This window comes from Pseudonocardia sulfidoxydans NBRC 16205 (assembly GCF_007989085.1).
GTDB classification, from domain to species: domain Bacteria; phylum Actinomycetota; class Actinomycetes; order Mycobacteriales; family Pseudonocardiaceae; genus Pseudonocardia; species Pseudonocardia sulfidoxydans.
In genome coordinates this window covers 15,715-42,571 of record NZ_BJVJ01000018.1, presented here as the reverse complement: position 1 = coordinate 42,571, position 26,857 = coordinate 15,715, and the positions used below count along the sequence as shown (strand labels likewise).

Annotated in this window: 24 protein-coding genes; 4 read left to right on the top strand and 20 right to left on the bottom strand. The window is 72.8% G+C overall.

Annotated features, from left to right (window positions below; translation table 11 throughout):
• Nucleotides 1-3 precede the first annotated feature (3 nt).
• The 6 genes from PSU4_RS11470 to PSU4_RS11445 form a co-directional block, all read right to left on the bottom strand.
• Entirely contained in the window at nt 4-1,053 is a 1,050-nt protein-coding gene (locus PSU4_RS11470; RefSeq protein ID WP_147106256.1) for a glycoside hydrolase family 76 protein, read from the bottom strand.
• A complete protein-coding gene (locus tag PSU4_RS11465) occupies nt 1,050-1,496 on the bottom strand; it encodes a hypothetical protein (RefSeq protein WP_147106253.1) in 447 nt (148 codons plus the stop codon). The genes PSU4_RS11470 and PSU4_RS11465 overlap by 4 nt, the downstream gene beginning before the upstream one ends.
• 185 nt (nt 1,497-1,681) lie before the next feature.
• Complete coding sequence (locus tag PSU4_RS11460) at nt 1,682-3,442, bottom strand: ABC transporter ATP-binding protein (RefSeq protein ID WP_147106250.1); 1,761 nt, start codon at nt 3,440-3,442, stop codon at nt 1,682-1,684.
• Entirely contained in the window at nt 3,439-5,118 is a 1,680-nt protein-coding gene (locus PSU4_RS11455) for an ABC transporter ATP-binding protein (RefSeq protein ID WP_222596229.1), read from the bottom strand. Before PSU4_RS11455 ends, PSU4_RS11460 begins: the two co-directional genes overlap by 4 nt.
• Nucleotides 5,119-5,157: 39 nt before the next feature.
• Nucleotides 5,158-5,808, bottom strand: coding sequence for a TrmH family RNA methyltransferase (locus PSU4_RS11450; protein ID WP_147106244.1), 651 nt, complete (start codon nt 5,806-5,808; stop codon nt 5,158-5,160).
• A 57-nt stretch (nt 5,809-5,865) separates the two neighbouring features.
• A complete protein-coding gene (locus PSU4_RS11445) occupies nt 5,866-6,495 on the bottom strand; it encodes a TetR/AcrR family transcriptional regulator (RefSeq protein WP_147106241.1) in 630 nt (209 codons plus the stop codon).
• A 78-nt stretch (nt 6,496-6,573) separates the two neighbouring features.
• Between PSU4_RS11445 and PSU4_RS11440 the strand changes: the two genes are divergently transcribed.
• Complete coding sequence (locus tag PSU4_RS11440) at nt 6,574-8,046, top strand: MDR family MFS transporter (protein WP_246115054.1); 1,473 nt, start codon at nt 6,574-6,576, stop codon at nt 8,044-8,046.
• Between the two features lie 54 nt (nt 8,047-8,100).
• Here the strand turns inward: PSU4_RS11440 and PSU4_RS11435 are convergent, their stop codons facing one another.
• From PSU4_RS11435 to clpB, 9 genes are all read right to left on the bottom strand, one after another.
• A complete protein-coding gene (locus PSU4_RS11435) occupies nt 8,101-10,503 on the bottom strand; it encodes an AAA family ATPase (protein ID WP_147106235.1) in 2,403 nt (800 codons plus the stop codon).
• A complete protein-coding gene (locus tag PSU4_RS11430; protein ID WP_147106232.1) occupies nt 10,500-11,123 on the bottom strand; it encodes a hypothetical protein in 624 nt (207 codons plus the stop codon). The genes PSU4_RS11435 and PSU4_RS11430 overlap by 4 nt, the downstream gene beginning before the upstream one ends.
• 230 nt (nt 11,124-11,353) lie before the next feature.
• Nucleotides 11,354-11,902 carry an orotate phosphoribosyltransferase gene (gene pyrE / locus PSU4_RS11425; protein WP_147106229.1) on the bottom strand — a complete coding sequence of 183 codons (549 nt, stop codon included), beginning with the start codon at nt 11,900-11,902 and terminating at the stop codon, nt 11,354-11,356.
• 27 nt (nt 11,903-11,929) lie between these two features.
• The gene (locus PSU4_RS11420; RefSeq protein ID WP_147106226.1) at nt 11,930-12,700 is read right to left on the bottom strand and encodes an SDR family NAD(P)-dependent oxidoreductase; all 771 of its coding nucleotides are present in this window, start codon (nt 12,698-12,700) and stop codon (nt 11,930-11,932) included.
• A 44-nt stretch (nt 12,701-12,744) separates the two neighbouring features.
• The gene (locus PSU4_RS11415; protein ID WP_147106223.1) at nt 12,745-13,407 is read right to left on the bottom strand and encodes a TtfA family protein; all 663 of its coding nucleotides are present in this window, start codon (nt 13,405-13,407) and stop codon (nt 12,745-12,747) included.
• An 82-nt stretch (nt 13,408-13,489) separates the two neighbouring features.
• Entirely contained in the window at nt 13,490-14,440 is a 951-nt protein-coding gene (locus tag PSU4_RS11410; protein WP_147106220.1) for a WXG100 family type VII secretion target, read from the bottom strand.
• Nucleotides 14,437-14,739, bottom strand: a complete 303-nt coding sequence (locus PSU4_RS11405) for a hypothetical protein (protein ID WP_147106217.1) — start codon at nt 14,737-14,739, stop codon at nt 14,437-14,439. Before PSU4_RS11405 ends, PSU4_RS11410 begins: the two co-directional genes overlap by 4 nt.
• Entirely contained in the window at nt 14,736-15,101 is a 366-nt protein-coding gene (locus PSU4_RS11400; RefSeq protein ID WP_147106214.1) for a YbaB/EbfC family nucleoid-associated protein, read from the bottom strand. Before PSU4_RS11400 ends, PSU4_RS11405 begins: the two co-directional genes overlap by 4 nt.
• Nucleotides 15,102-15,226: 125 nt before the next feature.
• The gene (clpB, locus tag PSU4_RS11395) at nt 15,227-17,839 is read right to left on the bottom strand and encodes an ATP-dependent chaperone ClpB (RefSeq protein WP_147106211.1); all 2,613 of its coding nucleotides are present in this window, start codon (nt 17,837-17,839) and stop codon (nt 15,227-15,229) included.
• Nucleotides 17,840-17,982: 143 nt separating this feature from the next.
• On the opposite strand from clpB, the gene PSU4_RS11390 reads away from it, so the two are divergent.
• Together PSU4_RS11390 and PSU4_RS11385 are read left to right on the top strand one after the other, a co-directional pair.
• The gene (locus PSU4_RS11390) at nt 17,983-19,224 is read left to right on the top strand and encodes an ATP-binding protein (RefSeq protein WP_147106208.1); all 1,242 of its coding nucleotides are present in this window, start codon (nt 17,983-17,985) and stop codon (nt 19,222-19,224) included.
• Nucleotides 19,221-20,270, top strand: coding sequence for a tetratricopeptide repeat protein (locus PSU4_RS11385; RefSeq protein WP_186816883.1), 1,050 nt, complete (start codon nt 19,221-19,223; stop codon nt 20,268-20,270). The genes PSU4_RS11390 and PSU4_RS11385 overlap by 4 nt, the downstream gene beginning before the upstream one ends.
• A 3-nt stretch (nt 20,271-20,273) precedes the next feature.
• Here the strand turns inward: PSU4_RS11385 and PSU4_RS11380 are convergent, their stop codons facing one another.
• Nucleotides 20,274-21,014 (bottom strand): pyridoxamine 5'-phosphate oxidase family protein, encoded by a 741-nt coding sequence (locus PSU4_RS11380; protein ID WP_246115053.1) that lies wholly within the window; start codon nt 21,012-21,014, stop codon nt 20,274-20,276.
• A 330-nt stretch (nt 21,015-21,344) separates the two neighbouring features.
• Here PSU4_RS11380 and PSU4_RS11375 point away from each other — a divergent pair, with 330 nt between their 5' ends.
• Entirely contained in the window at nt 21,345-22,526 is a 1,182-nt protein-coding gene (locus PSU4_RS11375; protein ID WP_186816882.1) for a globin domain-containing protein, read from the top strand.
• Between the two features lie 13 nt (nt 22,527-22,539).
• Here the strand turns inward: PSU4_RS11375 and PSU4_RS11370 are convergent, their stop codons facing one another.
• Genes PSU4_RS11370 through dnaK form a run of 4 tightly spaced genes read right to left on the bottom strand, consistent with a single transcriptional unit; the run spans nt 22,540 to nt 26,777 of the window.
• Nucleotides 22,540-23,016 (bottom strand): heat shock protein transcriptional repressor HspR, encoded by a 477-nt coding sequence (locus PSU4_RS11370; RefSeq protein WP_147106202.1) that lies wholly within the window; start codon nt 23,014-23,016, stop codon nt 22,540-22,542.
• A 5-nt stretch (nt 23,017-23,021) separates the two neighbouring features.
• A complete protein-coding gene (gene dnaJ, locus PSU4_RS11365; protein ID WP_147106199.1) occupies nt 23,022-24,218 on the bottom strand; it encodes a molecular chaperone DnaJ in 1,197 nt (398 codons plus the stop codon).
• Between the two features lie 19 nt (nt 24,219-24,237).
• Nucleotides 24,238-24,924 carry a nucleotide exchange factor GrpE gene (grpE, locus tag PSU4_RS11360; RefSeq protein WP_147106196.1) on the bottom strand — a complete coding sequence of 229 codons (687 nt, stop codon included), beginning with the start codon at nt 24,922-24,924 and terminating at the stop codon, nt 24,238-24,240.
• Nucleotides 24,921-26,777: a molecular chaperone DnaK gene (gene dnaK, locus PSU4_RS11355; RefSeq protein ID WP_147106193.1), complete on the bottom strand. Its 1,857-nt coding sequence runs from the start codon at nt 26,775-26,777 to the stop codon at nt 24,921-24,923. The genes grpE and dnaK overlap by 4 nt, the downstream gene beginning before the upstream one ends.
• Nucleotides 26,778-26,857 lie beyond the last annotated feature (80 nt).

The window sequence follows — 26,857 nt, the reverse complement described above, 5'->3', positions numbered from 1 at the left end:
CCCTCACGCGAGGGTCGCCGCCGCCTCCAGCAGCATCCAGCCCGACAGCTGCACCGACAGGTCGGCCTCCGGCGTCCCGGGCCGGGGGACGCGGGCGGGTTTCCGCCAGTCATGGGCGAACACCGGTCCGGTCGCGACCTCGGCGCGGTTGTCCCACACCGACTCCGCGCTGGCCAGCACCAGCCGCCGCGCGGTGTCGGCGAGCTCCGGGCGGCGCCGTGCGGCGTCGGCGAGGTAGCGGGCGAGGATGCCGTTGAACAGGCCACCGTCGCCGCCGTCGTCGTAGCCGGGGATGACGCCGTCGGCGCCGGCCATGCGGTCGGCGACCGCGTCGAGGACGGCCGATGCGCGCGCGGCCCAGCGCGGGGCGCCGTCGCGTTCGGCGAGCTCGACGCAGGCGCCCAGGTAGACGCCCTGGCAGTAGGTGTAGGTCGTCGCGGCGATCTCGCGGACGGTGCCGTCGGGCGCGAGCCGGACGCCGTCGCGGACGAGCCCGCTGCCGGGGTCGACGAGCGAGGCGGCCATCCAGTCGACGATCGACGCCGCGAGCGGCACCCGGCCGCTGCGGGCCAGCAGGATCGCGGCGGGACCGTTGGCGGGGGCGTTCTTGAAGTCGTCGGCGCGGCGCCACCAGATCCCGCCGCCGCCGTCGGGGGTCCAGCCGGCGCGCAGCCGCGTCGTCACCGCGGTGACGGCCGCCGGGCCGGGGCGCCGCGCGAGCGCACCCGCCCGCTCGACGGCCAGACCGAACCAGGCGATGTCGTCGTAGTAGTCGTTGACCCAGCGGCCCAGGTTCATCAGCCGCACTCCGCGCACGGTCCCGGCGATCGCGGCGGCGCGGCGTCGGTCGGGGGCGCGCAGTTCGGCGTCGACGAGGCAGTCGAGCAGGTGCGCCTGCCACCAGTAGTGCCAGGGCCATGGCCGGTCCAACCGTGGCCGCGGCCAGCGGATCCGTCCGATCCGCGTCCCGGGGGTCACGCCGACGACGCGGCGCAGGTGCCGGGCACGGACCGCTGCCTCGGCCTCGGCGGCGCGCTCCCCCCACACGGTCACGCGTTGCCCTCCGGGACCTCCAGCGGCGCGTGGGAGCTCTCCTCGCGCAGGAACACGTAGGTGGCGACGAGGTCGCCGGACACGTCGGCGCGGCCCGTCCCGCCGCCGGTCACGGACGCGGTACGCATCGCGAACACCGTCGAGAAGGAGTGCAGGTCCCAGCCCTCGCGCACGACGGCGTCGAGGACGTCGGAGATGTCGGCCGCCAGGTGCACCTCGCCGGACGCGGCGCGGGCCACGGGCACCGAGGTCACCTCGTCGAGCGGGAGCGAGAACTGGAAGATCTCCAGGCCGTCGTCGTAGGCGGCGCGGGCGCGGCCGGTGGGCGACTCCTCGAACTCCTGCTGGGCGCGCTCGCGGGCACCGGCCTCGTCGGCGAGGAGCTGCCGGTTCCACTCCTCGACGGCACGGGTCCCGCGTTCCTCGGTCCTCCAGAACGGCACGCCGCCACGATAGGACGCGCGCCCGCCCAGAAGCCCCCGCGCAGCCGCATCGCCGCCGAGCGTGTCGTCAGGGTCGGCCGGGTGCGCTGACGACACGTTCGGTGATCGGCTCCGCATCGGAGGTGTCGTGAGAGCAACGCCGGTGCGCTGATGACACGTTCGTCGGAGGGCCGAGGCGGCGCCCCTCAGCGCGAGTCCGTCCACGCCGCCCACAAACCGTGGTAGCGGCCGCGCGCCGCGAGCAGCTCGTCGTGCGTCCCCTGCTCCACGACCCGCCCCGCCTCCAGCACCACCACCAGATCGGCCCCCGCGGCCTGCGTCAGCCGGTGCGCCACCAGCAGCCCGGTCCGCCCGGCCAGCGCCCGCTCCGCCGCGTCCTCCAACGACCGTGCCCCCGCGCTGCCCGCCTCCGCCGTCGCCTCGTCGAGCACCGCCACCAGCGGATCGGCCAGCACCAGCCGGGCCAGCGCCAGGTGCTGGGCCTGCACGACCGTCAACGTGTGCCCGCCGCTGCCGACCTCCGTCGCCAACCCGTCGGGCAGTGCGTCCACCCAGCCCGTGGCACCGACCGCGTCGAGCGCGGCCCGCAGCTCGGCGTCCGTGGCGTCGGCGCGGGCGAGGCGCAGGTCGTCGGCCAGCGGGCCGGCGAAGACGTGCACCTCCTGCGTCACCAGCGCGACCGACGTCCGCAACCGCTCCGGGTCGTGCGACTCCAGCGGCACCCCACCGATCTCGATCGCACCCCGGACCGGGCTGTGCACCCCGGCGACGAGCGTCGCCAGCGTCGTCTTCCCGGCGCCGCTCGCCCCCACCAGCGCGACCCGCGTGCCCGGGTCCACGTCGAGGTCGACGCCGTCGAGCACGTCGTGGCCCGCCACGTAGGCGTGGCCCAGGCCCTTCACCCGCACCGACCCGTCCGACGCCGTGCGCGGCTCGGCCACGGCCTGCGCCGGCGGCAGGTTCACCACGCCGACGATGCGCCCCAGGCTCGCCGCCGCCGACTGCGCCGTGTCGAGCAGGAACAGCACCTGGTTGATCGGGTTGAACAGGTTGATGAAGTACAGCGCCGCCGCGCTCGCCGTCCCGATCGAGGCCGTCCCCGACCTGACCAGCAGGAACCCTGCGGTCAGGACGCCCGCGACGCCGATGAACTCGGCGACGTTGAGCCGGCCGAAGAACCCCGTCTGCAGCCGGACGACGCGCCGCTCCGTCGTCACGACGTCCTCGGTGCGGGAGCGGACCCGGCGCGCGTGGTCGTCGGCCAGCCCGAGCGCGCGGACCGTCCGCACCCCGCCGACGGTGTCGAGCAGCTGCTGCTGCTGGGCGCCCGCGTAGCGGCGTTGCAGCGCGTACATGGGCGATGACCGCCGCAGGTACCAGCGCGCCGTCAGCACCTGGACGGGAACGGCCAGCAGCGCGGCGACCGTGAACCGCCAGTCGAGGACGGCCAGCCCGACGAGTGTCAGGGCGATCGTGAGGGCGGCCCGCGCGAAGTCCGGGACCGCTTCGCGGACAGCCTCGCCGACCAGCGCGACGTCCTCGCTCGCCCGCGACGTCAGGTCCCCGGCACCCGCGGATTCGATGCGCTGCAACGGAAGCCCGAGCGCGCGTTCGACGAAGCGCTCCCGCAGGTCGGCCAGCATGTTCTCGCCGACGCGGGCCACCAGCGCCACTCCGAGCACCGCCAGCAGCCCCTGGGCGATCGCGACGACGACGAGCAGCAGCACCGGCGTCGTGACCGCGTCGGGGCCACGCCCGTCGGCGACCAGGTCGACGATCCGCCCGAGCAGCGGCGCCGTCACCAGGCTCACGGCGGCACCGGCGACGAGAGCCGCCAGCGCCGCGACCGCCCGCAGCCGGAACGGGCGCACGAGCCCGGCCAGGGCCGTGCGGATCTCCGCCCCGGAGGCGACCGGCAGCAGGGAGCGCCCCTTCTCCTCGCTCATCCCAGCACCAGCTTCCGGTAGCGGGCGTCGTCGCGCAGCAGGTCGGCGTGGGTGCCGTCGGCGCGGACCCGGCCGGCCTCGACGAGCACCACCCGGTCGGCGACGGCCAGCAGCGCCGGGCTCGCCGTGACGACGACCGTCGTCCGGCCCCGGCGGGCGGCGCGCAGCCCGTCGGCGATCCGGGCCTCGGTGACCGCGTCGACCGCGGTCGTGGGGTCGTGCAGGACCAGGACGGCCGGGTCGGCGGCGACCGCGCGAGCCAGCGCGACCCGCTGCCGCTGCCCGCCCGAGAGCGCGGTCCCGCGGTCGCCGACCTCGGTCGACGCGCCCGCCGGGAGCCCGGCGACGACCTCGTCGGCCTGCGCCGCCCGCATCGCCGGTGCCGGATCGGTACCGACGGGCGCGGCGGCCAGCACGTTGTCGTGCACGGACCCGGTGAACAGCAACGCGTCGTGGCCCGCGACCAGCACCGCGCGGCGGGCCGCGGCCGGGGCGCACGCCTCGAGACCGACGCCGTCGACCTCGACCGTGCCCTCCTCCGGGTCGATCTCCCGGCCCAGGCAGTCGAGCAGCACGACCGCCTCGTCGGCGGTGGCGACGACACCCACGAACGCGCCGGCGGCGACGTCGAGGTCGAGGCCGTCGCGCAGCGCGCCGTGGCGCAGGCCGCGCACGGTGACCGCGCCGCCGGCCGGCGTGACCTCGCCCTCGCCGTCGACGGCCGGCGGCGCCGACAGCACCTCCGCGATCCGGGCCGCCGACGCGCGCGCCTGCGCCAGCCGCCCGTTGACCCAGCCGAACACCTCCAGCGGCCCGATCAGGAACTGGGCCAACCCCACGGCCGACACCAGCTGGCCGACGCTCAGCGCACCGTCCGCGGCGAGCCGGCCACCCACGAGCGCGACCAGCGCCAGGAACAGCCCGTTCAACGCCAGGACCGTGCCCGAGTACCAGGCCTGGGCACCGGTGGCGCGCAGCGTCGCTCCCAGCGCGTCCCGGCTCGTCAACCGGTAGCGGGCGACGGCCGCGCGTTCCGCGCCGATGCCCTTGAGCACCCGGACACCGGTCACGAGGTCGGCCGCCACACCCGCCGCGCGGGCCGCCCGCTCCTGCTCCGGCCCGCTGCGCCGCTCCAACGGCTTGCCCAGCAGGTGCACCACGAACAGCAGCGGCGGCGTGCCCAGCAGGATCAGCAGCCCGAGCGGGACCGAGATGTTCAGCAGCGCGACCGCCGCCACGACCAGCGCCGCGACCGCCGACAACGCCACGGGCAGCGCGAACCCCAGCGCCCCGACGCGCTGCGCGTCGGCCACCGCGATCCCCGCCAGCACCCCGGGCAGCCGGCCCGCCTCCGCGCCCCCGCGCGGATCGAGTACCCGGTCGGCGATCCGCAGCCGCAACCGCTGGTCCGTCCTCACCGACGCGATCGCCGCCGCCCGCGCCCCGTACCGGTACGACAGCGACAGCACCGCGAAGTCGACGGCCAGCACCGCCAGCCAGAACAGCAGGCTCTCGACACCGCCGCCGTCGACGGCCCGGTCGATCACGACGCCCACGAGGACCGGCACCATCGCCTCGCCCGCCTGGTGGCCGACCAGCAGCACACCGGCCCCGGACAAGCCGCGCCGGGCCTCGCGGACGGCGGTGCGCAACACTCGCGCGCCCGTCACCGCCACCACGCGGCCGAGGTTACGGGACGAACCGGGCGGGCCCGATCACCAGGCCGTGTCGAGGTCGGCGTGCGCGCACACCCACGCGTGCATGACGATCCCCGCCGCGACGCCCGCGTTGATCGAGCGGGTCGAGCCGAACTGGGCGATCGACACCAGCGTCGACGCCGCCTCCCGTGCGACGTCGGTCAGGCCCGGTCCCTCCTGCCCGAACAGCAGCACGCACTCGCGCGGCAACGTCGTCTGCTCCAGCCGCACCGCACCCGCCGTGTTGTCGACGGCCACGATCGGCAGCCCCCGCTCGTCTGCCCAGTCGTGCAGCGCCGCGGCGTCCTCGTGGTGGTGCAGGGTCTGGTACCGGTCGGTGACCATGGCGCCGCGGCGGTTCCACCGGCGCCGGCCGACGATGTGCACGCCCGCCGCCGCGAACGCGTTGGCCGTGCGGACGACCGTGCCGATGTTGTGGTCGTGGCCGAAGTTCTCGATCGCGACGTGGAAGGGGTGGGCCCGTCCGGCGAGGTCGGCGACCACGGCCTCCCGTCGCCAGTACCGGTAGGCGTCGACGACGTTGCGCCGGTCGCCCCCGGCCAGCAGGTCGGGATCGAGCCGGGGGTCGTCGGGCAGCGGCCCGTCCCAGGGCCCGACGCCCACCTGCCCGGGGACGGCCCACTCGGTCGCCCCCGCCTGCTCGCTCATGTTCCAACCCCCTGTGAGTGGCGATAGTCGCTGTAGCGACTATCGCCACTCACGAGATCACGCGGTGACCCGGCTGCCCGCAACGGCCTCGCGGAACGCGACGCGACACTGCGCGTAGACCGTGAGCGGATCGGCAGGGTCGCCCGCCTCGACCGACCGCACCCACTCCTCCAGGGTCAGCCGGACCATCGTCGAGAAGGCGTCGACGACCGCCCGCGCCCGCAACGGGGTCGTCCCCGTGCTCGCGACCAGCGTCGACACCCGCAGCTCTGTCCGCTCGGCGTCGAGGCGCAGACTGGTGGCCAGCACCGTCGGCTCGTGGAGCGCCAGCCGGCGGACCCGCAGGAACCGGTCGCCCGACGTCGGGTCGGCGCCCAGCCGGGTCAGCGCGTCGTGCCAGTAGGTCTCGAGCGCGGCGTAGGCGTCGTCACCGGCGCGCAGCGCACCGAGCTCCGCGAGGAGATCCGTCTCCAGCTCGCGGTCGCCGAGCATGACGGCCTGCTCCTTGGTGGCGCAGAAGCGGAAGAACGTGCGCGGGGAGATGCCGGCTGCGCGCGCGATGTCCTCGGCCGTCGTCGCGGCGACGCCCTGGCGTTCGAAGAGCTCCAGGGCGGCGTTGCCGATCTCGTCCTCGGTCTGGCGACGACGGCGTTCGCGCAGGCTCGGCTGCTGCTCGTCGCGGTCCATGGAGTGAGGATACCGAGCTGTGCCAATATGGCAGTCAGTGCCACATGGGCGCACACTGTCACACATGGGGGAACAGCCGTGAGTACGACCGAGTCCGGAGCACCACCGCAGGAGGCCGCGGCGGCGCCCCCGATCCGCACCGGACCCGTGATCGCGCTGCTCGTCGTGGCCGCGTTCGTGGTCATCCTCAACGAGACGATCATGGGCGTCGCGCTCCCCGCGCTCATGAACGACCTGAACATCACCGCCATCAGCGCGCAGTGGCTGACCACCGGCTTCATGCTCACCATGGCCGTCGTCATCCCCACCACCGGACTGCTGCTGCAGCGGCTCACGGTGCGCACCGTCTTCTTCACCGCGATGGGGCTGTTCACGCTGGGGACGGCCATCGCCGCGATCGCGCCCGGCTTCGGCATCCTGCTGATCGGCCGGATCGTGCAGGCCTCCGGCACGGCCGTCATGATCCCGCTGCTGTTCACCACGGTCATGACGGTCGTCGCTCCCGAACGCCGTGGCCGCATGACCGGCGTCATCACCATCGTCATCTCGGTGGCCCCGGCGATCGGCCCGACGATCTCCGGTCTGGTCCTCGCGTCGCTGCCGTGGCGCTGGATGTTCATCATCGTGCTGCCGATCGCGCTGATCGTGCTCGGCCTCGGCACCCTGTGGGTCCGCAACGTCACCGAGACCCGCTCGGTGCAGTTCGACCTCGCCTCCATCGTGTTGTCAGCCCTCGGCTTCGGCGCCCTGATCTACGGCCTGGCCGGGATCGGCGAGGCCGCCGAGGGACAGGCGCCCATCCCGGTGTGGATCCCGATCGTCGTCGGCGCCGTCGCGCTCGTCGCGTTCGTCCTGCGCCAGATCGCGCTGCGCGAGACCCCGCGCGTCCTGCTCGACCTGCGCACCTTCCGCAGCCCCGCGTTCTCGCTGGCCGTCGCCGTGGCGGTCGTCAGCTTCATCGCCCTGTTCGGGACGCTGATCCTGCTGCCGATCTACCTGCAGTCCGTCCTCGGCCTCTCCACCCTCGACGCCGGACTCGCCCTGCTGCCCGGCGGCGCACTGATGGGCATTCTCGCCCCGGTCGTCGGCACCCTGTTCGACAGGTTCGGTCCGCGGCCGCTCGTGCTCCCGGGCGCCGCCGTCTCCAGCGGGGCGCTGTGGTGGATGACCACCCTGGACGTCGCCAGCCCGCTGTGGCTGATCATCCTGATGCACCTGACGCTGACCGCGGGCCTCGGGTTCATGCTCACCCCGCTGATGACCTCGGCTCTCGGGTCACTGCCCGTGCACCTGTACTCGCACGGCAGCGCGATCGTCACGACGTTGCAGCAGGTCGCGGGCGCCGCCGGCACCGCGCTGTTCGTGACGCTGATGTCGGTCGGGGCCGAGAACGCCGCCTCGACGGGTGAGGCCCCGGTGCCGGCGCTGGCGCACGGCGTGCACACCGCGTTCCTCGTCGGCGCCGCGATCTCGCTGGTGGCGGTGCTGCTGGCGGTGTTCGTCCGCCGGGCCCCGGAGGGCTCCCGGCAGCCCGCCCCCGTCGCACACTGAGCTCGTGAGTGGCGATAGTCGCTATAGCGACTATCGCCACTCACAGGTCGGGGCTCACAGGTCGGGTCTGGGGGTGGCGGCGGCGCTGGTCGGATGCTCGTCCTGCGGGCGCACGACCGGGAGCGCCAGCTGCACGGACGTGTGTCCCACGTGCGCCCCGACGGCCGCGGCGTGATAGTCCTCCAGCCGGGCGAGGAAGTTCGCGTCGGCGTAGATCCGGCCGTCGACGGAAGGGCCGACGGTGCCGTTCATGACCGCCTCGACGTCCTCCCCGGAGAGCGTCTTGTGCGTCTCCAGCGCGTGGGCCAGTGCGAGGACGGCGGATCTGTTGTCCCGCAGGATCTGTTCGGCGCGGTCGAGGAGCCGCCCGAGGTGGTCCTCGATCCGGTCGGCGAGGGCCCGGCGCAGGACGGCCTCCGTCGGCTCGTTCTTCCCAGGGGCGCCCTTGCCGCCACCGGGGCTGCCGACCTCCAGGCGACGCGCCGTCGAGTAGGACGACACCGTCGCTCCCATGCCCCAGAAGCCCTCCATGAACGAGGCGAGGGTCGTGGCCGACTCGAGGTCCCCGGACACCCCGGAGGAGCTGTCGCCGTCGAAGAACATCCGCTCCCCGGCCAGCGAGGCGAGGGAGACGAGGATGTCGGCCTCGTACTCCGAGCGCCAGCGGGTGAACTGGTCCTCCGGTGGGATGCTCGCGACCATGCCGAGGTAGTCGGAGCCCTTCTCGATCGTCGCGAGGTCGATCTCCATGTGCTCGCGCACCCGGTGGGCGACGACGGCGTGGCAGCCCTCGTGGACGGCGACGGCGTGCCGCTCGCGCTCGATGTACTCGACGTCCTCGGGCGGGCCGAGGTCCTTGAGCTGCTTGGCGCGCAGCACGTCCCGCCAGCCGATGACCTCGCGGCCGTCCCGGATGGCGGTGATCAGGGCCTCGTTGACGAGGTCCTTGATCGTCGCGCCGGTGGCGTACGGCGTGATCGTGGCGAGCTTGTCGAGCTGCTCGGCCGTGATCTCGTGCGGCACCTTGTCGAAGTAGCCCTCGTAGGTGCGGATCCGGCCGGCCTTGCTCGGGTAGCCGACCTTGTAGATCCGGTCGATGCGGCCCGGCCGCAGCAACGCCTCGTCGAGCGCCTCCGGCATGTTGGTCGCCATCATCACGAGGATCCGGTACTTCGGTGGCGGCTTGGGGCGCATGCCCAGTGCGCGTCGTCCCCAGCGGTTGAGCAGGCCGCGGGGCTTCTTGAGCCCGGAGAGCTCGGTGATCAGGGCCTGGAGCGTGCCCATGCCGCCCCCGCCGCCGTTCATGCCACCGCCCATGACGAACCTGCTGCGCCGCTCCGGTTCCGGCGCCGGGATCGACGCCATGGCCTCGCGGGTGAGCAGCGCGCGGGTGTCGTCGGAGAGGTAGGAGAAGCCGTGGCAGCCGGCGGCCCGGAAGGGCGGGGGCGCCATGCCGCGGGGTCCGCCGCCGGGGCCGACCTGGGCGAGCGAGCCGCGATTGCCGAGCGCGTCGGCCTCGTCGAAGAACACGATGACGCCGCCGTAGCGCAGGGACAGCTTGCGCAGCTTGCGGAACAGCGACTTGACCTTGAGGATGCCGACGCCCATGAACATGTTGATGAACGCGCCGGGGTCGACGAACACGTAGGGGCGCCCGGTCTCGCCGGCGACGGCCTCGGCCATCAGCGTCTTGCCGGTGCCGGGTGGGCCCCACAGCAGGATGCCGCCGGGCACGTAGCCGCCCTTGGCCTCGATCTCCTCGGGTCGCTCCAGGTACATGATGTTCTCGCGGATGCGGTCGAGGACGTGGTCCTGACCCCAGACGTCGGTGAACCGGGTCTTGATGTCGTCGGGGTAGTAGGTGTCGACGCCGCCGCGTGAGAGCAGCCAGAACAGCCCGATGAATTGGAACGCGATGAAGAAGAAGGCGAAGAGCAGCTGCAGGATCAGCGGCATCGCCTGCCAGATCAGCGCGGGTAGCTGGAACACGGCGAGGATCGGTGACGTCTCGAGGATCGCGGCGGCGATGAAGGCGAACAGCACGAGCAGCGCGACGACCTTGACGAGCCGGCCGAGCCGGAACCGGGTCCAGTCGGAGAACCGCTTCTTCACGGCGCGGTCGAACCCGCCGAAGACCTTCTCCGACCAGAACCGGTGGTAGCCGACGGAACGCTCGGAGACGAGGTAGTGGATCTGGCGCAGGAACTCGAGGCCGGCCAGCCAGATCAGCCACTGCGACTCGTAGAGCTGGATCTTCAGCGAGTCGGCGAACGTGATGAGCAGGTTGTCGGCCATCGCGGCCCAGACGATGACGAAGAACGCGACGGCGAACAGCAGCAGCAGCCGGATGCGGTTCCACATCGGCATCCGCTTGCGGGTCGTCGGCCGTTCGGGCGGCGGGACGTGGTGGTGCCCTTCCGGCCCGTCGGCGGGTTTCGTCAGGTCGGGGGCCGTCATGGGCTGTCCTCCCGCACGGTGAACGAGTTGACGACGCCCTCGATCTCGGACTGCCGCTCCTGGAAGCAGTCGAGCGAGCAGCGGGCGATCGCCACGTAGACCTTGCTGGCGTCGTCGTTGAGGTAACCGATCTGGTCGAACACCTGGGGTGGGCCGCCGTCGATGCGGTAGGCGAAGACCGTGTGCACGCCGCGGACCCCGTGGCCGGGGGTCAGCATCTCGTCGGCGAGGAGCTGGAAGTCGGTGAGCCGGGAGGCGCCGAGTTCGAGCTGCTGGCGGGCCGTGGCGGAGACGGGGAAGCGGAAGTCGCGCACGACGTCGAGGCTGATCTGGCCGCGGGACTTCTCGGGGACGCCGTCGACGCTGACGAGGACGACGGGCTCGTCGGTCCGGGGGTCGAACATGTGCTGGAGCGCCGGGCCGGTGGCGGCGTCGTACCCGACGATCCAGGTGCCGTCGGCGCTGCTCGCGGCGGGTGCGCTGCCGAGGGCCTCGGTGAACTGCGCCGGATCGATCTGCCGCCACGTGTTCGGCACTTTCAGATATGTCTTGTCGGCCGAGTTGATGACGTATTGCGCACTGGGTCCGCCGCAGCCGGCGAGGAGGGCGGTCAGGCCCACGACCAGGGCGAAGAATGATAAAACGGACTTTACGGTCCTACTTCGCAATTCAAATTGCAGACGCGGGACAATCATCGCACCCCCCTGCGTGACCACCTCGTGACCGAATCCGAGTATGCGACACAAACATGACGGTTGCCTGCGCCGAACAGGTTGCGCGATTGTTTCGCCGAAGCAGGGGTCACCCGTTCGGAGGGACCCGGCGGGGGCGGGGCCGGGTCCCCGCCGCGCTACAGACCCAGGTCGGCGAGCCCGAGCAGCGCCCGGTAGCTCAGACCCTCGGCCTCGATGGCCTCCCTGGCCCCGGTGTCGCGGTCGACGACCGTCGCGACACCCACGATCTCCGCACCGGCCGCACGCACCGCCCGCACAGCCGTCAGCACCGAACCACCTGTCGTCGAGGTGTCCTCGACGACGAGCACGCGACGGCCGGCGATGTCCGGGCCCTCGACGAGGCGCTGCATGCCGTGCTCCTTCGTCGCCTTCCGCACGACATAGGCGTCGAGGGCGACGCCGTCGGCCGCGGCGGAGTGCAGCATCGCGTCGGCGACGGGGTCGGCGCCCAGCGTCAGCCCACCGACGGCCTGGTACTCCCAGTCGGCCGTCAGCACCCGCAGCAGCCTGCCGACCAGCGGCGCGGCCTCGTGCTGCAGGGTGACCCGGCGCAGGTCGACGTAGTAGTCGGCCTCGGCGCCGGACGCCAGCGTGACCTTGCCGTGGACCACCCCCAGCTCGCGGACGAGCGTGGCGAGACGATCGCGGTCGGTGTCGGAACTCATCGGGTGGGAACCTTCCTGCAGGGGAGCTCAGCGGCGCCGCGACATGCGCGCGGCGAGGCGGCGGACCACCCCGCGCGGCAGCACGTCCGCGACGCCGACGATCGTCTTGTACTGGCGACTGGGCACGGACACGACCCGGCCCCGGGCGAGGTCGGCCAGGCAGTCGTCCACGACGCGCTCGGCGTCGAGCCACAGCGGTCCGCTGCGGTCGCCGACGTTCATGCCCGCCCGCTCGTGGAACTCGGTGCGCACGAACCCGGGGCACAGCACCATCGCCCGCACCCCCGTCCCCGCCGACGACGCCGCGATCGCCTCGGTGAACGAGGTGACCCACGCCTTGTCGGCGCTGTAGATGGAGCCCTGGCCGGGGACGAGCCCGAGCACGCTGGCGACGTTGACGACCGCGCCCCGGCCCCTGCCGATCATGCCGGGCAGCACCGCCCGGGTCAGGGCCATGACCGCGGTGACGTTGACGTCGTGCTGGTGCTGCAGGTCCTCGGGACTGGTGTCGACGAACCGCTCCTTGTGCGACATGCCCGCGTTGTTGACGAGCAGGTCCACGGGCGAGCGGTCCGGGTCGGCGAGCCGGGCGGCGACGCGGGAGCGGCCCGCGGCGTCGGCGAGGTCGGCACCCAGCACCTCGACCGTGGAACCGCGGCCCCGCAGCCGGTGCGCCGTCGACTCCAGCCGCTCGACGTCACGGGCGACGAGGACGAGATCGTGTCCGTCGGAGGCGAGGCGCGCGGCGAAGGCGGCACCGATGCCCGCCGTCGCTCCGGTGATCAGGGCGGTCGGCACACGACGACCCTAACCAGCGGGCCGCGCCCGCGCGCCGGAGCGGGTCAGTTCTTGCTGAGCCGGTGACGGGCCGCGCCCTGCCCCTCCTCGAGGGCGTGGGCGACCTCGGCCATGTCGGCCAGCAGGTCCTGCAGACGTTCGGTCGTGGCGTCGACCGGCGCGGCCGCGAGCACCCAGGCGTCCTCGGCCCACAGCAGCTCGATGTCGTCGCCCACCGCGTTGCCGGCGTCGGCCAGCTCCGGGGTGAGCAGCGGCTTCACCGCGTCGGCGTCGGACACGAATGCGTAGCGCTCGCCGACGGGGGCGAGCAGGTCGAGGCCCGCGTCGTCGGGGAGAGGAGCCGAGGGCAGCCGCAGCTCGACGGCGGCAGGCAGCTGCGACTGCACCTGCACCGCGACGAGCACGGAACTGATCCGGCCGTGCTGCTCGTGGTCGAACACGTAGGCCTGCCGGGGTCCCTGGTGCGTGGGGACGTTGCCGCTCACCAGGTTCCGGGCGATGCCCGGGCCGCCCTGGTGGATCGTCCCGTAGCGCCACCGGCTGGGTAGCACGGGATCGCTCTCGGCGAACTCCCACTCCCGCAGTGCCGCCCAGCGCCTGCGGTCACGGGTGCCCCCGTCGCCGCGGGTGCGGTCGGCGATCAGGAGGCCGATCCCGGCCAGGAGCGCGACCACGGCGATGACGAACCAGACCGACGCGTTGCCCACGGCGCGGAGCCTAGCCGCGTAGGCCCTCGACGTCCGGTAACGCGCCGGTCACTCGCCCGTTCGGCGCGTCGGAACCATCCGGTCAGGCCGTCGCGCCCTTCCGCGCCTCCTCCTTCGCGCCGTCCACCTGCACCGCCTCGTCGACGCCTGTGACCGCCATGCCGGCGTACGGGTTGCCGACCTTGCCCTCGACCTTCACTACGGTCGCGGGCATCTTCAACGGGTTGGCTCCCGTCCACCTGGCGAGGTCGGGGGTCGTCGCGACGTGCACCGCCCCACCGAACACGGTGTCGGCCTTCTGCTTGAGCGCCGCGAGTCGCGTGATCAGGTCCGCGAGCCGCTGGGAGGCGAGCCCGAGCGCGTCCAGCAGCTTCTGGATCATGCTCGCGAACTTCCGCGCCAACGAGATCGCCGTCGACACGACACCCGCGACGAACGCCACGAGCGACGCTCCCGCGGTCACCGCGGCCGCGGTGACCGCGGCGAGCAGCGGGCCGATCAGCTTCGCGACGAAGTCGGCGATGAGGTCGCGGATCGTCGAGCGGACGGCGGCGGTCAGTGCGGCGGAGCTGATCGTCTCGTCGACGAGCCGGTCCGCCTCGTCGGCGGCGGCTGCGACCGTGCCCGTCCACTCCCGGGCACGGACGCGGTAGGCGTCGGCGGCGGCACCGTCCCAGCCGGAGAGCCGGTCGAGCGCGGCGGTGTCGTCGGCGGCGACCGTCTTGAGGTGCTTCGAGACGTTCGACCAGGTCGCGGCATGTGCCTTGATCTCGTCGGGGTCGCCCAGGAGCGCATCGAACGGCTCGCGCAGGAAACCGATGTGCTCGATCGCCCAGCCGACACCCGCGGAGGCGAGGCTGCCGAAGGGGTCGGTGAGGACGCCGAGCGCGTCGATGCCGGCGGCGGCGCCCTTGACGGCGATCGACCCGATGTCACCGGAGCCGACCGCCTCGCCGAACTCCGCGACGCTCTCCGCGACGCCCGCACCGGCGTACCAGGTCGTGGCCTCCGGCTCAGCGACGAGCCCGGTCACCGGGGGCCGCCGAACCCGGCCGCGACGCGCCTCTCGACCTCGCGGTAGCAGGCGACGGTGTCACGCAGCGACTGTCCGTGCCGCTCACCGGTGCCCGCCACCGCGCCCAACGTCGTGGTGAGCTCGTGGGAGGCCGTGATGACGCCCTTGGAGATCCCCTGACCGATGAGGCCGAACGCGCCGGGCCCGACCGTCTTCCCTGCCTGCGCGCCGGCCCTGACCCGGCCGGCACGCTCCTCGACCGTGCCCGCGTGCGCCTCGACCGCGTCGGCGTCGACCGAGAACCCGCCGGCACTCACTGCGCCGGCCCGGTCAGCGAGGCGCGCAGCAGGGTCATGGTCGCGGAGTCGGCGCCCCACAGGCGTTCCGCGGCCTGGACGGCCGCGGCCGCCGCCTGTCGCCGGGCCTCCGCGGCCGTGCCGAGCAGCTGCTCGGCGAGCCGCTCCCGGGTGATCGACGACGCGACCGGGGAGAACACCACGTCGAGCAGCGCCCCGGAGGGCTCGACGGTGACCGTGACCGACCCGTCGCGGCTGCGGGCGGTGCCGGTGACGGCCGCCATCTCGATGCCGGTCCGCTCGGCGCGGGCGGCGACGTCGTCGAGGCGGGCCGTGTAGTCGTCGAGCCAGTCGCGGGCGGCGGCGCGGTCCTGTGTGGTCATGGCCGCGGACGCTAGAGCGCGCCACCGCCTCGCGTGGGCGTTCGTGGTGAATCTGTTCCGGGAGCGAACCCTCGTGAGTGGCGATAGTCGCGATAGCGACTATCGCCACTCACAGGGTTCGCGACTCACAGGGTTTGCAGCGCCGCCCGGCCGACGATCAGCCCGCCGGTGCCGCCGGAGGCCGAGGGATCGAGGTCGACCCGCACGGTGTCGCCCTCGCGGACCGACCCCGAGAGCAGCTCCTTGGCCAGCTGGTCGCCGATCGACGACTGCACCAGCCGCCGCAGCGGCCGCGCGCCGTAGACCGGGTCGAACCCGTTCATCGCCAGCCACTCCCGCGCCCCGTCGGACACGTCGAGCGTGAGCCGGCGCCGCGCCAGCCGGGCACCCAGGACGTCGAGCTGGATGTCGACGATGTGGGTCAGCTCCTCGGTCGACAGCGCGTGGAAGACCACGACGTCGTCGAGCCGGTTGAGGAACTCCGGCTTGAAGTGGCGCTGCACGGTCGACATGACCGCGTCCTTGCGGGCGGCCTCGTCGAGCGCGGGGTCGGCGATGGCCTGCGAGCCGAGGTTCGACGTCAGCACCAGGATGGTGTTGCGGAAGTCGACCGTGCGGCCCTGGCCGTCGGTGAGCCGGCCGTCGTCGAGCACCTGCAGGAGCGTGTCGAAGACGTCCGGGTGGGCCTTCTCGACCTCGTCGAACAGCACCACCGTGTACGGGCGGCGCCGCACGGCCTCGGTGAGCTGGCCACCCTGGTCGTAGCCGACGTAGCCGGGAGGGGCACCGACGAGGCGGGCCACCGAGTGCTTCTCGGAGTACTCGCTCATGTCGATGCGCACCATGGCGCGCTCGTCGTCGAACAGGAACTCGGCGAGCGCCTTGGCCAGCTCCGTCTTGCCGACGCCGGTGGGACCGAGGAACAGGAACGACCCGGTCGGGCGGTTCTCGTCGGCGACCCCGGCGCGGGCGCGGCGGACCGCGTCGGACACGGCGCGGACGGCCTCGGCCTGGCCGACGACGCGGCGGCCCAGCTCCTCCTCCATGCGCAGCAGCTTGGCGGTCTCACCCTCGAGCATGCGGCCGGCGGGGATGCCGGTCCACGCGCTGACGACCTCGGCGACGTCGTCGGGGCCGACCTCCTCCTTGAGCATGACCTCCTCGTGCTCCTGCACGACCTTGGTCTTCTCGGCGAGCTCCTTCTCCAGCTGCGGGATGCGGCCGTAGAGCAGCTCGGAGGCGCGGCCGAGGTCGCCGTCGCGGTCGGCCCGCTCGTACTCGCCACGCAGCTGCTCGAGCTGTGCGGCGAGCTCGCGGGTGGCCTCGATGGCGCCCTTCTCGTTCTGCCAGCGCGCCGTCAGCGCATTCAGCGATTCGCGCTTCTCGGCCAGCTCTTCGCGGAGAGCCGCCAGCCTTTCCGCGGAGGCGGCGTCGGACTCCTTCTCCAGCGCCATCTCCTCGATCTCCAGCCGGCGCACGGCGCGCTCGACGGTGTCGATCTCGACGGGCCGGGAGTCGATCTCCATGCGCAGCCGTGACGCCGCCTCGTCGACGAGGTCGATCGCCTTGTCCGGCAGGAAGCGCGCGGTGATGTAGCGGTCGGAGAGTGTGGCGGCGGCGACGAGCGCGGCGTCGGTGATGCGGACGCCGTGGTGCACCTCGTAGCGCTCCTTGAGCCCGCGCAGGATGCCGACGGTGTCCTCCACCGACGGCTCGCCGACCAGGACCTGCTGGAACCGCCGCTCCAGGGCGGGGTCCTTCTCGATGTGCTGGCGGTACTCGTCGAGCGTGGTGGCGCCGACCATCCGCAACTCGCCGCGGGCGAGCATCGGCTTGATCATGTTGCCGGCGTCCATCGCGCCCTCGCCGGTCGCGCCGGCGCCGACGATGGTGTGCAACTCGTCGATGAAGGTGATGACCTCACCCGCGGAGTCGGTGATCTCCTTGAGGACCGCCTTGAGCCGCTCCTCGAACTCGCCGCGGTACTTGGCGCCGGCGACCATCGACCCGAGGTCCAGGGCGATGACGCGCTTGCCGCGCAACGACTCCGGCACGTCGCCGGCCACGATGCGCTGGGCGAGGCCCTCGACGATCGCGGTCTTGCCGACGCCGGGCTCGCCGATCAGCACGGGGTTGTTCTTGGTGCGCCGGGACAGCACCTGCACGACGCGCCGGATCTCGGTGTCGCGCCCGATGACCGGGTCGAGGTCGCCCTCGCGCGCCCGGGCGGTGAGGTCCTGGCCGTACTTCTCCAGGGCCTGGTAGCTGCCCTCGGGGTCGGGGCTGGTGACCCGCGCGGAGCCGCGGACCTTGGTGAATGCCTCGCGCAGCGCGTCGGGTGTGGCGCCGTGGCGCTGCAGCAGCTGCGCGACGGGGCCTCCGGCGGAGGCGAGCCCGACGAGCAGGTGCTCGGTGGAGACGTACTCGTCGCCCATCTCGGTGGCGAGCTGCTGGGCGGCGGTGATGGCCGCGAGCGCGTCGCGGGAGAGCTGCGGCGCGCTGACGGTCGAGCCGGCGGCCGACGGCAGGCGCTGGCCGAGCTGCGTGAGCTCGCCCCGCACCGCGCCGGTGTCGGCCCCGACGGCTTCGAGCAGGGGAGCGGCGATCCCGTCACCCTGGGCCAGCAGGGCGCCGAGCAGGTGTGTGGGACCGACGTCCGGGTTGCCGGCGAGGGTGGCCGCCTGGGCGGCCGCTGAGATCGCCTGCTGGGTCTTGGTGGTGGGGTTGAAGGCGTCCACCCGCGTTCCTCCTGGGTCCTTCCGATCGCTGGTGGGCAGCACGGCCCTCGGCCAGTGTGCCCTGTCATCAGAGCCAACGTCAGGAAACTTGAGTCTGTTCCGCTCAACTGCACTGTTTTGGCCGAGAGGGATACTGGACCACGATGACCGACGACCCGCTGCTCACGAGTCTGCTGGCCGCCGTGGCCGCCGCACCCGACGACGTGCCGCTCCGGCTGCACGTCGCGGAGCTGCTCACCACGGCCCATCGCCCCGCCGACGCGCTGGCGCACTGCAGCCACGTGCTCGCCCTCGAACCGGGCAACCCGGCGGCGCTGACACTGCTCCGACGGATCACCGGCGCGCTGACGAGCGGTGCACCCGCGGCAGCCCGGACGGAGCCTCCGACGGGACCGCTGCCCACCCCCGGTTTCGACTGGGCCAAGGCCGAGCAGCAGGTCGCCGACATCCGCTTCACCGAGCCCGCGCCCTCCGACGACGCCGGCTCGCCGCCCACCGAGGACTTCCGCGCACCCGAGCGGCCCACCGTCCGACTGTCCGACGTCGGCGGCATGGACGAGGTCAAACAGCGGCTGGAGCTGGCCTTCCTCGGGCCCGTCCGCAACCCCGACATGGCCCGGCAGTTCGGCGCCACCGCCCGCGGCGGCCTGCTTCTCTACGGCCCGCCCGGCTGCGGCAAGACGTTCATCGCCCGCGCCGTCGCCGGCGAACTGGGGGCGAAGTTCGTCGAGATCGGGATCGCCGACGTCCTCGACATGTGGGTGGGACGCAGCGAGCGCAACCTCGCCGAGATCTTCCGGACGGCCCGGCGCAACGCGCCCTGCGTGCTGTTCCTCGACGAGGTCGACGCCCTCGGCCAGAAGCGGTCGCACCTGACGCACTCGGGCAGCCTGCGCAACACCGTCAACCAGCTGCTGTCGGAGATGGACTCCGCGACCGGCGCGAACGACGGCGTGTTCGTCCTCGGCGCCACCAACCACCCCTGGGACCTCGACAGCGCACTGCGCCGGCCCGGCCGCTTCGACCGGATGCTGCTCGTCCTGCCACCCGACCCGCAGGCCCGGGCCTCGATCCTGCGTCACCACCTGCGCGAACGGCCCGTCGCGGAGCTCGACGTCGTGAAGGTGGTGAAGGCGACCGAGCACTACTCCGGCGCCGACATCGCCCACGTCTGCGACACCGCCGCCGAGCGCGCCCTGGCCGCGTCGATGCGCTCGGGGACCGTCCAGGCGCTGACGACGCGCGACCTGCTCGCCGCCGCCCGCGAGGTCACGCCCAGCACCGGGCCGTGGTTCGCCGCGGCCCGCAACGTCGCCCTGTTCGGCAACACCGACGGCAGCTACGACGACCTCGCCGCCTACCTGAAGCGCCACCGCAACCTGTGAGCGCGCCCCGGCCCGGCACCGACGGTCTCGCCGACGCGCGGGCCCGGATCGCGCACCTGCGCCAGGTCCGCCGCCTCGACGACGCCGAACGGGCCGCCCGCGACGCCCTGTCGTCGTGGCCGGGGGACGCCGGGCTGCTGTGCGAGCTCGCCGCCGTGCTGCTGGCGCGGGAGCGGTACACCGAGGCACTGCCGGCCGCCGACGCCGCGGTCGCCGCCGCCCCGGGGGACGAGCGCGGGCACCGGCTGCGCGGGCTGCTGCTGTCGATGCTCGACCGGCACGCCGAGGCGCTGTCCGCGGCGTGGACGTCGGTCTCGATCGCCCCGCAGGAGCCGGTCGCCGGCATCGCCTACGCGCGGGTGCTGCAGCGCGCCGGCCGGTTGCGTGACGCCGCGCAGGCCGCGGGCCGGGTCGTGACGCTGGCGCCGTCGTCGGCCGACGCGCACTTCCTGCTCGCCGACGTCGCCGGGGACCTCGGCGACGTGACCACGGCACGACGCGCCTACGAGGAGACGCTGCGCCTCGACCCGGAGCATGCCGCGGCCCGTCACGACCTGGCCGTCCTCGACGCCCGGGCCCGCAGGCCCGGCCGGGCGCTGCGGGGGCTCATCGACGCCGGCCGCCTCGCCCCGGCCATGACGCAGGTCCGCTCGACGGTCGTCGCCGTGCTCTGGCAGCTGTCCGGGCGCATGCGGCTCTGGCTCGTCGTCGCGACGATCGCCGTGCTGGCGACGGCCGAGAGTGCCCTCGCCGCGCGGATCGTCGGCGGCGTCGTCCTGCTGCTCACGGCCGGCCTGGGCTGGTGGTCGTTGCGCGGCCTGCCCCGCGGGTCGTGGCCGGTCCTGGTCGCGACGCTGCGCACCGACCGCCCACTCACGCTGGTCTACGCCGTGCTGGCGGTGTGCCTGCTCGTGCTGGTCGCGGTCGTCGCCACCGGGCTCGGGGTCCTCGCGATCCTCGTGTGGTTCGCGCTGATCGCGCTCGGCCTGCTGACGCTCGTCGTCGGCCTGGCGCGCAGACGCCGGCAGCGCACGTCGGAGCGCTGAGGCTCAGCGCTGCGTGCGCAGCGCCCGCGACACCCCGCCGGTGAGGTGGGTCGTGCTGGGGAACCGGGGGCGGGCGCGGCGGGCCGCCGCGTGCGGCTCCCGCGGCACCCGCGGCTCGGTGCCCTTCGCGTGGAAGTAGTCGCCGCCCTTGCGGGCCGGGTCATCGGTGCCCCAGGCGCGCCGCTGCGACACCCGCTCCATGCGCGGGATGTGCTTGCGGCAGTGGATGTAGGCCTCCTCGACGTCGACGACGACCCAGCGCTCGGCGCGCCGGCCGCGGCCGTGGTCGACGCCAACCTCGCCGTGGAGGTCGCGGAAGTCCGCATCCTCGACGATCCGTGCCGTCCCGTTGACGTGGAGCCCGATGAGGTCGTCGACGAAGTCGACCATCAGCAGGCCGACGTGGGCGTTCTCGCTGATGTTGCCGAGGCTCGCGTGCACCCCGTTGCCGCGGTACTCGGGGTAGGCGAGGGTGTACTCGTCGAGCACGGCGACGAAGCCCGGCGGCCCGGCGCGGAGTGACGCATCACACTCCCCGTGGGCGTCGGAGGTGGACACGAACAGCATCTCCATGCGTCCGACGAACTCGATCATCCGGGGCAGGAGCCGGTCGCGCATCTGGTCGGCGTAGAACCGGTCGGCCCGGTCACGGGTGCCGTGCGCGTCCTGGAGGACGTGTTCACCCGCCGAGCCGGGGCGCGGCGGAGACGTCGAGCTCGCGGGATCCGGCCTGGTGGGGGCCACCGCGGGGACGGTGTCGGGCACCTCGACGGGTACCGTGACAGACGGGCCGGACGACCTGCGGAGGGCGGACCGGCGGCGGCCGGTGACACCGGGAACACGGAGAGCCACATCTGTACGGTGCCACTTCGTGCCCGGGTGGTCACGCTTCGCTCTGTCGGGCGCTACGCTGGCCCACCGGCGCGGGCTCGCGCCACCCAGTGTGATCACCGTCCCCGAACGGATGAAGATGCGCTGCGACGATCGACGCGCGGTTAGGGTCGGAGACCCGCTCGCCGTCGCGCTGCACCACACGTTCACCCCCAGGACGACCGAGGAGAGTGTCGGCCCCCGATGACCGCCGATCAGCTGCTCAGTGCCCACCTCCCCGCGGCCCCCGCCCGCCCCACCCCCCTGCCCGACGCCTTCGGCCTGGTCGAGACGATCCGCCGCAGCTGGGCCCTCATCGAGGACCAGACCGACGACCTCGGCCGCCACTTCTACGCGACCCTGTTCCGCAACGCCCCCGAGACCCGCGACCTGTTCCCCGTGAACATGGAGGTCCAGCGCAGCCGGCTGCTCCGCGCGCTGGTCCACGTCGTGCAGATGGTCGACCGGCTCGACGAGCTCATCCCGTTCCTGCAGCAGCTCGGCCGCGACCACCGCAAGTTCGGCGTCCTCACCGAGCACTACGACGCCGTCGGCAACGCGCTGATGTCCGCGGTCTCGACCTACTCCGGCGCCGACTGGACCCCCCAGGTCGAGAAGGCCTGGAACGAGGCCTACGCCATCGCCGGCAAAGCCATGAGCGAGGCAGCCGCCGCCGAACACGGCCGCGCCTCCTGGCTCGGCCGCCTCGTCGACCACAGACGCATCGGCTGGGACCTCGCCGTCATCACGGTGCAGACCGACGAGCCCATCCCCTACCAGCCGGGCCAGTACGTCAGCGTCGAGACACCGCAGCGCCCGCGGCTGTGGCGCTACCTCTCACCCGCCAACGCGCCCCGCCCCGACGGGACCATGGAGTTCCACGTCCGGGCCGTCACCAACGGCTGGGTCAGCCGCGCGATCGTCGCCCACGCCCGCGTCGGCGACACCTGGCGCATCGGCCCGCCGATGGGCCGCATGGGCCTGCAGCAGCACGAGGACCGTGAGCTCCTGATGGTCGCCGGCGGCACCGGCATGGCCCCGATGAAGGCCGTCCTCGACGACCTCACCCGCCGCCCCCAGCCGCCACGCACCCAGGTGTTCGTCGGCGGCCGCACCTGGGACGACCTCTACGACTTCGACGCGCTGCGTCGCATGTCCTACGCCCACCCGTGGCTCGACGTCGTGCCCGTCCTGGAACGCGACGAGGACGCCGCCGGGGCCGAGCGCGGCACCCTGGCCGACGTCGTCACCCGCTACGGCTCGTGGTCCGACCACGACGCACTCGTGTGCGGCTCGCCCGCGATGATCCGGGCGACGGTGTCGCGGATGCTGGTCGCGGGCACACCCCTCGACCGCATCCGCTACGACCCGTTCACGATGGACTGAACCGGACCCCGCCTCAGCTCTCGCCGCGCGGCTTCGGCCGCCACACCACCAGCGCCTGGCGACGATCGACCGGCACCAGATCACGCCGGTACGACTGGTGCACGACCGCAGCCGCCTGCTCGGCCGCGGCGTGCGCCGTCGACAGCTCGGCGGTGAGCTCCTCGACCCGGGCACGCAGCTCGTCGACGAGCTGTTCCAGCTCGATGATCCGCTTCACCCCGGCGAGGTTCACACCGTCGACCTGCGACAGCCGCTGCACCTCGCGCAACAGCGCGATGTCGCGCGCCGAGTACCGGCGCCCGCCGCCGGACGACCGGCCGGGGCTCACGAGCCCCAGCCGGTCGTAGCTGCGCAGAGTCTGCGCGTGCATCCCCGCCAGCTCGGCGGCGATGGAGATGACGAAGACCGGACTGTCCGAGCTCGCGCCCGGAGGCAGCACCGCATCCACGACGGGTTCCCCGCCGTCCGACGAGCCGTCGGCCGACCTCATCGCCGTCACCTCCCGTCGAGCAGACCCGCGCGCGGGTCGAAGTCCTTCGTCGACTCCGCGTAGGCCTGCAGAGCCTCGGTCGCCGCGTCGTCGAGCTTCGGCGGGACCGCCACCTCGACGGTGACCAGCAGGTCACCGGTCTTGCCGTTCTTGCGCCGCACCCCACGGTCACGCACCCGGAAGGTCCGGCCGCTGGCCGTGCCCGCCGGGATCTTGAGCGACACGGTCCCGTCGAGCGTCGGCACCGTCAGCGTCGCACCGAGCGTCAGCTCCGGGAACGTGACGGGCACCTTCAGGGTCAGGTCGTCGGCGTTCTTCGCCGAGCGGCCGAACACCTTGTCCGCGGTGACGTGCACCTTGACGAACAGGTCGCCCGCCGGCGCCCCACCGCGACCCGGCTCACCCTGACCGGCCAGCCGCACCTTCTGCCCGTCGTCGACGCCCGCGGGAATCCGGACCGTCAACGTGCGGGTCCGGGTGCTCACGCCGTTGCCGTGGCACTCCGGGCACGGGTCGTCGACGATCCGGCCCGTCCCGCGGCAGTCGGTGCAGGGCTCCGAGAAACCGAAAGCACCCTGGTTACGGGTGACCAGGCCCAGCCCGCCGCACGTCGGGCAGGTGTGCGGCGTCGTACCCGGCCGGGCACCCGACCCGCCACACGTCTCGCACCGCCCCGGCGCGCTGAGCCGCAACGCCACCTCGGCGCCACGGACCGCGTCGTCGAACGCGATACGGACCTCGGTCTCGACGTCGGCACCCCGCTGGGCACCGGCCCGGGCACCGCGCGTCGCGCCGCCCCGGCCACCTCCGCCGAACAGTCCGCCGAACAGGTCGCCCAGGCCACCGGCGCCCCCACCGCCGGCACCCGACCGGGCGAACAGGTCCTCGAAGGACTGTCCGCCCGCGCCGGTGCCGAAGCCGCCGGGGAAGCCGCCCGCGCCACCCCCGAAACCACCGCCGCCGCCGGCGAAGAGCGCTCGGGTCTCGTCGTACTCCTTGCGCTTCTTGTCGTCGGACAGGACGCCGTAGGCCTCGGACACGGCCTTGAACCGCGCCTCGGCCTCGGCGTCGCCGGGGTTGGCGTCGGGGTGCAGCTCGCGGGCGAGCTTGCGGTACGCCTTCTTGATCTCGTCCGCGGACGCGCCGGAGGCGACGCCCAGCTCGCGGTAGAAGTCCTTCTCGATCCAGTCCCGCTGGGTCACTCCGCCTCCTCTCCGCTGATCAGCGCTGCTGCTCGGGGTTCTGCTGCCGTTCGGTACCGGGTGCCGGCTGCTCGGCGGCCGGCACGTCGGCCGCCGCACGGTCGACGACGGTCACCATCGCCGGCCGCAGCACACGATCGCCCAGGCGGTAGCCGCGGCGCAGCACCGTGGACACCACGGTGACCGTCGCCCCGACCGCGTCGGACTCCTCGTGCTGGACGGCCTCGTGCACCGTCGGCTCGAACGGCTCCCCGCCGACGCCGAAGGGCTCCAGGCCCAGCTTCGCCAGCGTGTCGACGAGCTTGTCGGCCACCGACTTGAACGGGCCGTTCAGGTCGCCGTGCTGCTCGGCACGCTCGATGTCGTCGATCACCGGGAGCATCTCGGACGCGAACTGCGCCTGCGCCGCCGTCAGCTGGCTCTGCCGGTCGCGGTCGACGCGACGCCGGTAGTTGGCGTACTCCGCGCTCACCCGCTGCAGGTCGGACGTGCGCTCCGCGACCTCCGCCTCCAGCTCCTCGATCCGCGGGTCCGCGGCGGGAGCGGGCTGCCCGGGGGCCGGGGCCCCGGCCGGCTCGTCGCCGGCCGGGGTCCTGACCTCACCGGTCTGCGGGTCGATACGCCGACGATCGCGCACCACGACCCGCTCGCCCTCGTGCTCTCCGTCCGGGCCCCTGCGTGCGTCGGGTCCGTTCGGGTTGCTCACTTCTTGTCCTTGTCCTCGTCCACGATCTCGGCGTCGACCACGTCGTCGGCCTGCTCGCCGGCGGCCGTCGAGTCGGCACCCGGGGCACCCGCGGCGGCACCATCGGCACCCTGCTGCTGGTAGAGGGCCGCACCCATCTTCTGCGACTCCTGGCCCAGCTTCTCCACCGCGGCCTTGAGAGCCTCGGTGTCGGTGCCCTTCAGCGCCTCCTGCGCCTCACCCAGAGCGGCGTTCACGCCGTCCTTCACCTCGGACGGCAGCTTCTCGTCGTTCTCCTTGACGAACTTCTCCGTCTGGTAGACCAGCGTCTCCGCCTGGTTGCGGACCTCCGCGTCCTCACGACGCTTCTTGTCGTCCTCGGCGTGCTGCTCGGCCTCGCGCATCATCCGGTCGATCTCGTCCTTGCCCAGGGCGGACCCGCCGGTGATCGTCATGGCCTGGCTCTTGCCGGTGCCCAGGTCCTTCGCCGAGACGTTCACGATGCCGTTGGCGTCGATGTCGAAGGAGACCTCGATCTGCGGCACGCCACGCGGGGCGGGCGGCAGACCCGTCAGCTCGAACATGCCGAGCTTCTTGTTGTACGACGCGATCTCGCGCTCGCCCTGGAACACCTGGATCTGCACGGACGGCTGGTTGTCGTCGGCCGTCGTGAAGATCTCCGACCGCTTGGTGGGGATCGTGGTGTTGCGCTCGATGAGCTTGGTCATCACGCCGCCCTTGGTCTCGATGCCCAGGGACAGTGGGGTGACGTCGAGCAGCAGGACGTCCTTGACCTCACCGCGCAGCACACCGGCCTGCAGGGCGGCGCCGACGGCGACGACCTCGTCCGGGTTGACACCCTTGTTGGGCTCCTTGCCGCCGGTCAGCTCCTTGACGAGCTCGGTGACGGCGGGCATCCGGGTGGAGCCACCGACGAGCACGACGTGGTCGATCTGGCCGACGGAGATGCCGGCGTCCTTCACGACCTGGTTGAACGGGGCGCGGGTGCGGTCGAGCAGGTCCGAGGTGATCTTCTGGAACTCGGCGCGCGACAGCGTCTCGTCGAGGAACAGCGGGTTCTTGTCCGCGTCGACGGTGATGTACGGCAGGTTGATGGTGGCGCTCGACGAGCTGGACAGCTCGATCTTCGCCTTCTCCGCGGCCTCACGCAGCCGCTGCATCGCCATCTTGTCCTTCGTCAGGTCGATGCCCTGCGCCGTCTTGAACTTGTCGACGAGCCAGCTGATGACGCGCTCGTCCCAGTCGTCGCCACCGAGGTGGTTGTCGCCGTTGGTCGCCTTGACCTCGACGACGCCCTCACCGATCTCCAGCAGCGAGACGTCGAACGTGCCACCACCGAGGTCGAAGACCAGGATGGTCTGCTCCTTGTCGCCCTTGTCGAGGCCGTAGGCCAGGGCGGCCGCGGTGGGCTCGTTGACGATGCGCAGCACGTTGAGACCCGCGATCTGGCCGGCCTCCTTGGTGGCCTGGCGCTGCGCGTCCTCGAAGTAGGCGGGGACGGTGATCACCGCGTCGGTGATCTCCTCACCCAGGTACGCCTCCGCGTCGCGCTTGAGCTTCTGCAGCACGCGGGCGCTGATCTCCTGGGCGGAGTACTTCTTGCCGTCGATGTCCTCGGTGGACCAGGTCGACCCGACGTGACGCTTGACCGAGCGGATCGTGCGGTCGACGTTGGTGACCGCCTGGTTCTTCGCCGACTGTCCGACGAGCACCTCGCCGTTGCGCGCGAACGCGACGACCGAGGGCGTGGTGCGCGAACCCTCGGAGTTCGCGATGACCGTCGGCTCGCCACCCTCGAGGACGGCGACGACGGAGTTGGTGGTTCCGAGGTCGATACCGACCGCACGAGCCATGGTTGTTGCCTCCGTGATACCTGTGAGCCTTGCTTGAGCTTGTCCGACTCAAGTCTTCACGTGACTGCTCGCCGCCGTCA

Coding starts and splice junctions, on each gene's coding strand:
- dnaK (WP_147106193.1), bottom strand. CDS start 26,777: ATGGCTCGTGCGGTCGGTATCGACCTCGGAACCACCAACTCCGTCGTC.
- PSU4_RS11450 (WP_147106244.1), bottom strand. CDS start 5,808: ATGAGCGAGCAGGCGGGGGCGACCGAGTGGGCCGTCCCCGGGCAGGTG.
- PSU4_RS11435 (WP_147106235.1), bottom strand. CDS start 10,503: ATGACGGCCCCCGACCTGACGAAACCCGCCGACGGGCCGGAAGGGCAC.
- PSU4_RS11370 (WP_147106202.1), bottom strand. CDS start 23,016: ATGAGGTCGGCCGACGGCTCGTCGGACGGCGGGGAACCCGTCGTGGAT.
- PSU4_RS11460 (WP_147106250.1), bottom strand. CDS start 3,442: ATGAGCGAGGAGAAGGGGCGCTCCCTGCTGCCGGTCGCCTCCGGGGCG.
- PSU4_RS11375 (WP_186816882.1), top strand. CDS start 21,345: ATGACCGCCGATCAGCTGCTCAGTGCCCACCTCCCCGCGGCCCCCGCC.
- PSU4_RS11445 (WP_147106241.1), bottom strand. CDS start 6,495: ATGGACCGCGACGAGCAGCAGCCGAGCCTGCGCGAACGCCGTCGTCGC.
- pyrE (WP_147106229.1), bottom strand. CDS start 11,902: ATGAGTTCCGACACCGACCGCGATCGTCTCGCCACGCTCGTCCGCGAG.
- PSU4_RS11400 (WP_147106214.1), bottom strand. CDS start 15,101: ATGACCACACAGGACCGCGCCGCCGCCCGCGACTGGCTCGACGACTAC.
- PSU4_RS11390 (WP_147106208.1), top strand. CDS start 17,983: ATGACCGACGACCCGCTGCTCACGAGTCTGCTGGCCGCCGTGGCCGCC.